The organism is Anoxybacillus sp., assembly GCF_036834105.1.
Lineage (GTDB): Bacteria > Bacillota > Bacilli > Bacillales > Anoxybacillaceae > Anoxybacillus.
The window spans coordinates 1-5555 of sequence record NZ_DAITON010000042.1 but is presented as its reverse complement, the minus strand read 5'-3'; the positions used below and the strand labels follow the sequence as shown (position 1 = coordinate 5555).

The 5555-nt window shown below is 44.5% G+C and carries 6 protein-coding genes; 5 read left to right on the top strand and 1 reads right to left on the bottom strand.

Going from position 1 to position 5555, the window contains the following annotated elements; all coding sequences use genetic code 11:
* From spoVAD to lysA, 5 genes are all read left to right on the top strand, one after another.
* On the top strand, positions 1-916 hold a 916-nt coding region (gene spoVAD, locus V7Z64_RS06070), incomplete at its 5' end, for a stage V sporulation protein AD (RefSeq protein WP_334109727.1).
* Between the two features lie 2 nt (positions 917-918).
* The gene (locus V7Z64_RS06065; protein WP_297990193.1) at positions 919-1239 is read left to right on the top strand and encodes a SpoVA/SpoVAEb family sporulation membrane protein; all 321 of its coding nucleotides are present in this window, start codon (positions 919-921) and stop codon (positions 1237-1239) included.
* Positions 1236-1838, top strand: a complete 603-nt coding sequence (locus V7Z64_RS06060; RefSeq protein WP_297990195.1) for a stage V sporulation protein AE — start codon at positions 1236-1238, stop codon at positions 1836-1838. Before V7Z64_RS06065 ends, V7Z64_RS06060 begins: the two co-directional genes overlap by 4 nt.
* Entirely contained in the window at positions 1795-3264 is a 1470-nt protein-coding gene (locus V7Z64_RS06055) for a spore germination protein (RefSeq protein ID WP_297990197.1), read from the top strand. The genes V7Z64_RS06060 and V7Z64_RS06055 overlap by 44 nt, the downstream gene beginning before the upstream one ends.
* 69 nt (positions 3265-3333) lie before the next feature.
* A complete protein-coding gene (gene lysA, locus V7Z64_RS06050; RefSeq protein WP_297990215.1) occupies positions 3334-4653 on the top strand; it encodes a diaminopimelate decarboxylase in 1320 nt (439 codons plus the stop codon).
* Positions 4654-4677: 24 nt separating this feature from the next.
* Here lysA and V7Z64_RS06045 read toward each other — a convergent pair whose 3' ends face one another.
* A complete protein-coding gene (locus tag V7Z64_RS06045; RefSeq protein ID WP_297990199.1) occupies positions 4678-5541 on the bottom strand; it encodes a DUF1002 domain-containing protein in 864 nt (287 codons plus the stop codon).
* Positions 5542-5555: the final 14 nt, after the last annotated feature.

The window sequence follows — 5555 nt, the reverse complement described above, 5'->3', positions numbered from 1 at the left end:
TCCGCTCGGTTCATCATTTGATCGGGCATACGATGATTTATATTGCGAGGAACAAAGTTGGGAACTAGCAGAGCGGCGGCTTATGAAAGAAGCGATTACGATTTGTTTAGAAAATGGAGGCGTATCCGTTCAAGATGTCGATTTATTTGTTGCAGGAGACTTGCTTAATCAAACCGTTACTGCGAACTACGTAGCGAGCGAACTAAACGTTCCATTTTTAGGGGTATTTAGCGCTTGTTCGACGATAACGGAAGCGATGCTCGTTGCTGCTACATTTATTGACGGGACGTTTGCTCGGCGCGTATTAGTTGCTACAAGCAGTCACTACGGGGCAGCTGAGCGTCAGTTTCGTTTTCCGACGACAATCGGTGTGCAAAAAGGAGAAAGCGCATCGTGGACAGTGACAGGGGGAGCGGCTGCGTTATTAAGTACGAATCGTTCGCCATTTCGCATTCGTTCGGCAACGATCGGTCGCGTCGTCGATAGCGGTGTAACCGATCCGCTCGATATGGGACGAGCGATGGCACCAGCAGCGTTCACGACGATAAAGCAACATTTGGTTGATTGTGGCCTCTCTCTACAATCGTATGATGTCATTGTGACAGGAGACTTAGGAAAAGTAGGAAGTAACGAGTTCAAGTCGTTATGTGATGATGCAAATATGAACATAGGCGAGCGATATGCGGATTGCGGTGTGCTTATTTATGATGCAGAACAACAAGCGTTTGCAGGCGGTAGTGGCTGTGCGTGCTGTGCGGTCGTCACATACAGCTATTTTCTTCGGCAAATGAAAGAGAAAAAAATAAATACAATGCTCGTTGTGGCGACAGGTGCATTGTTCAATAGCACGATGGTGAAGCAAAGCCAAACGATTCCAGCGATCGCTCATGCCATCTCGATCGAAGCGGTGACATAAGGATGGAAACGTACGTATACGCGTTTATTGTTGGTGGAGTATTATCGTTTATTGGGCAATTATTACTGATGAAATGGTCGTTCGTCCGTACGATGACGATACTTATATTGCTCGGTATGGTCATAGAAGTGGTCGGATGGTACACTTCGTTTCAGTCGTTAGCGCATGCAGGTGTGGAAACGACGCTTGTTCATATGGGGGCTTCTTGCATACAAGCGGTAAAAACGGGGGACTTTACAAATGTCGTCTTTTTTCTTTCTTTTCCGATTGCTGTTGCATGGGTAACCGCGTTCGTCTGTAAGCCGAGAGGAAGGATGGAATGAAAAAAAGAAAAGTGATTTTAGTAACAGATGGAGATCAGCATGTGCAACGTGCGCTTGAATGGTTAGCAAAGCAACTCGGCGGTCGCTGCATTAGCCAGTCGAAAGGAAATCCATCACGTTTAACAGGTAAACAGCTCGTTGATCTTATTTTACAGACGCCGTATGATCCTGTCTTTGTTATGTTTGACGATAGCGGCATTATTGGTGAAGGGGCAGGGGAACAAGCGCTTCGCTATGTCGCGACGCATAAACAAATCGATGTGTTAGGAGCGATTGCAGTAGCATCTGATACGAACAATCAAGAATGGACAAAAGTACATGTTTGCATCGATTACGATGGGAATTTTACCACGTACGGTGTAGATAAAGAAGGCATTTGTGAGTGGGAAGTCGGTCGAATCAATGGCGATACTGTATATTGCTTAGATGAATTATCGATTCCGATCGTCGTTGGCATTGGGGACATTGGAAAAATGAGACGGCGCGACGATATTCGTAACGGTTGTCCGATTACGCGCAAGGCGATTGAATATATTCTCGAAAGGAGTAGGCGTGATGAAAACAGAAAGTTGCATACCGATTTCTCCGAAGTTGAATGAAAATGAGCAGTTTTTTAAAGATGCGATTGGGGTTGGAACGAGCTTCGATTTAGGAATTCGTAAACTGCACATTTTAAAGACGGATGTGCATCTATATTATTGTAACGGTCTTTGTGATACGCAATACATCATCGAATTGCTCGAAATGCTCGTTCAAGTGAACGATCGTGAGCGACAATCGGCAAAGCTGCCCGAAATCATTGAAAATCGTCTCGTTCATCAGCAAGTAAACCCAGTAAAAAGCTTAGACGAAGCGGTTGATTTTTTATTAACCGGTCTCATTTTATTATTTATTGATGGGGAAACGAAAGCATTTGCTGTCGATGTGCGCAGTTATCCGGGTCGCTCGCCCGAGGAGCCCGATACGGAAAAAGTTGTGCGCGGCGCGCGTGACGGCTATGTTGAGAACATTGTCGTCAATACAGCGTTAACCCGGCGTCGCATTCGTGACGAAAGGCTTCGCTTCGAAATGATACAAGTTGGTGAGCGCTCGAAAACAGACATTTGTATTGCGTACATTCAAGATGTAGCCGACCCGGGCCTTGTTGAATTGATTAAACAAGAATTAAACGAAATTAAAATTGACGGGTTGACGATGGCGGACAAAACCATTGAGGAATTTTTAGTGAAACAAGGATACAATCCGTATCCGCTTGTGCGCTATACAGAGCGGCCCGATGTAGCTGCTACCCATTTATTAGAAGGGCACGTTATTATCATGGTCGATACTTCGCCAAGCGTCATTATTACGCCAACAACGTATTTTCACCACGTTCAACATGCGGAAGAATATCGGCAATCCCCGGCGGTCGGAACGTTCGTCCGATGGGTGCGTTTTTTAGGCATTTTCGCATCGCTCTTTTTGTTACCACTTTGGTTTTTATTCGTTCTCGATCCGTCGTTATTGCCAGAAAAGCTGGCATATATTGGACCGAATGAGAAAACGAACATTCCTATTTTTGTGCAACTTTTAATTGCGGATATCGGTATCGAGTTTTTACGAATGGCTGCTATTCATACGCCAACGCCATTATCGACAGCGATGGGCTTAATTGCAGCCGCATTAATCGGGCAAATTGCTATTGATGTTGGGCTGTTTGTGCCAGAAGTCATTTTGTACGTATCGATTGCTGCGATCGGTTCTTTTGCTACACCGAGTTATGAATTAAGCATTGCAAATAAAATTTTCCGTCTCTTATTTTTAGTTGTTATTGCCTTATTTGGTGTACCTGGATTTATGATCGGTGTGACCGTATTTTTACTGTTTCTCGCCAACATTCGCTCATTAAATACACCATATTTATGGCCATTTATTCCGTTCGATCCGGGGGCGTTTATGCAAATTATCGTTCGACGATCCGTTGCTGGTTCTTCCATTCGACCGAGTATCGTTCATCCACAAAATAAGCAAAAACAACCGACATAAAAAGGTTGAAACGTACCAAAAATTATGGTACGTTTTCTTTAATTATTTCGGAATCATCAGGGGGATTGTATAATTATGCATGGAACGATGCAAATAAATGAACGTGGTCATTTACAAATTGGAGGTGTCGATGCGATTGAACTTGCTCGCACGTATGGGACACCGCTTTACATTTACGATGTTGCGCTTATTCGTGAGCGGGCGCGGGCGTTTAAACGAATGTTTCATAAACATGGGGTGCGTGCGCAAGTAGCGTACGCAAGCAAAGCGTTTTCGACGATAGCGATCGTACAGCTGATGGCAGAGGAAGGATTGTCGCTTGATGTCGTTTCGGGCGGCGAGTTATATACTGCTTTAGCAGCCGACTTCCCTGTTGAACGCATTCATTTTCATGGGAATAATAAAAGTAAAGAAGAGTTACAAATGGCGATTGAGGCGAAAATTGGTTGCATTGTTGTCGATAACTTTTACGAATTAGAGCTACTGCAACAACTTTGTTCTGCTCATGAATATACGATGCCTATTTTATTGCGCGTCACACCGGGAATTGAGGCGCATACTCACGACTATATTTTAACAGGTCAAGAAGATTCAAAGTTCGGTTTCGATTTGCATAACGGACAAGCAGATGAAGCTTTGCAGCGCGCTCTCGCTTTTTCTCATCTTCATGTGCTCGGTATTCATTGTCATATCGGTTCGCAAATTTTTGATGCGACAGGCTTTGTACTTGCAGCGAAAAAGTTGTTTGAAAAACTTTCCGCATGGCGTGATGCATACGATTTTACTGCCCAAGTTGTCAATCTCGGCGGCGGTTTTGGTATTCGTTATACGAAAGATGATGACCCGCTCGCACCAGAGCAGTATGTCGAGCAAATTATTGAAGAAGTGAAGCGAAACGTTGGTCGCTTCCAACTTCCGTTTCCAGAAATTTGGATTGAGCCGGGGCGTTCGCTCGTGGGGGATGCTGGAACGACGATATATATGATCGGCTCTCGGAAAGAAGTGCCAAACGTCCGGCAATACGTTGCAGTCGATGGGGGAATGAGCGATAACATTCGCCCTGCGCTATATGAGGCAAAATATGAAGCGGTGCTAGCTAACCGTATGTACGATCATTGTGAAGAAGTGGTCGCGATAGCTGGGAAATGTTGTGAATCGGGTGATATGCTCATTTGGGATTTACCGCTCCCAAAGGCGCAACCAGGGGACTACTTAGCTGTTTTTTGCACCGGTGCTTACGGATATGCGATGGCTAATAACTACAACCGCATCCCGCGGCCAGCGGTCGTATTTGTTGAAGACGGTGAGGCAGAGCTTGTCGTGAGACGTGAAACGTACGAAGATTTAATTCGACTCGACTTGCCGCTAAAAACGAGGGTGAAAAAATAACCGAGGCAACCGCCTCGGTTATTTTTATGCTCCAAACGCACCGCGGAGCGCATTCCATATTTCACGTAAAATGTCAACGATGCGCTGAATGAACGTTCGACCTTCTTCTGTTTGCAAAAAGGCTGATAGCTTGTCTTTCGCTTGAGCCAACTGTTCATTTACTTGATTCCAATCGATGTTGACATTTTTCATTTTGATAAATAAAGAAAGTAAGCTATTGATTTCGTCTTCCGTTAACGTAATGCCAAGCTCTTGAGCGATTCGTTCAATAAGCGCACGCATGTCGGCATCAGTTTTTGGAGGATTTTTCGCAATTTCTTCTTTAATCTTTGCAAGCAACGCTACAGCTTTGTCGTTGCCGATTGATTCACCGAGTTGCGCTGTCTTCACCATTTCTTCATTTGCCACTTTTTTCACTTCGTCAGGAATGACCTCGTTTGAAGAAAGTTCATATGCTTTCATTAATCCTGTCAGCGCAGCCGTCCCTGATACAGGAAATGGTGCAGTAATGTAAATGACGGCATCTTTCACCCCCGCCGTAATGAGCGCGTTCATATACATTTCTTTTGTTACCCAGTTGATGTTGTTCGTCTCGACTTGTAACCCCGAGCCGGGCGCTCCAATGGTAATTTTCGATGATGAAATGGCTTTCGTTCCAATTTGTCCTTTCGGAATGATGCCGCCGAGATATTTATGCTCTTCCGCATTTGAAACTGTAATGATTTCAGCGTTATCTGGTGCGTTCATCTCTTTCAATATTTGTTGTTTTTGCTGCTCTGTTAAGTTTTCACCGAGTGTAATGATGACATCCCCTTCAATCGCATCAGCGAAACTAACCGATGGAATAATAAACAACAATAAGGTAAATATCGTAAACCACCTTTTCATCGTTAAAGCCTCCT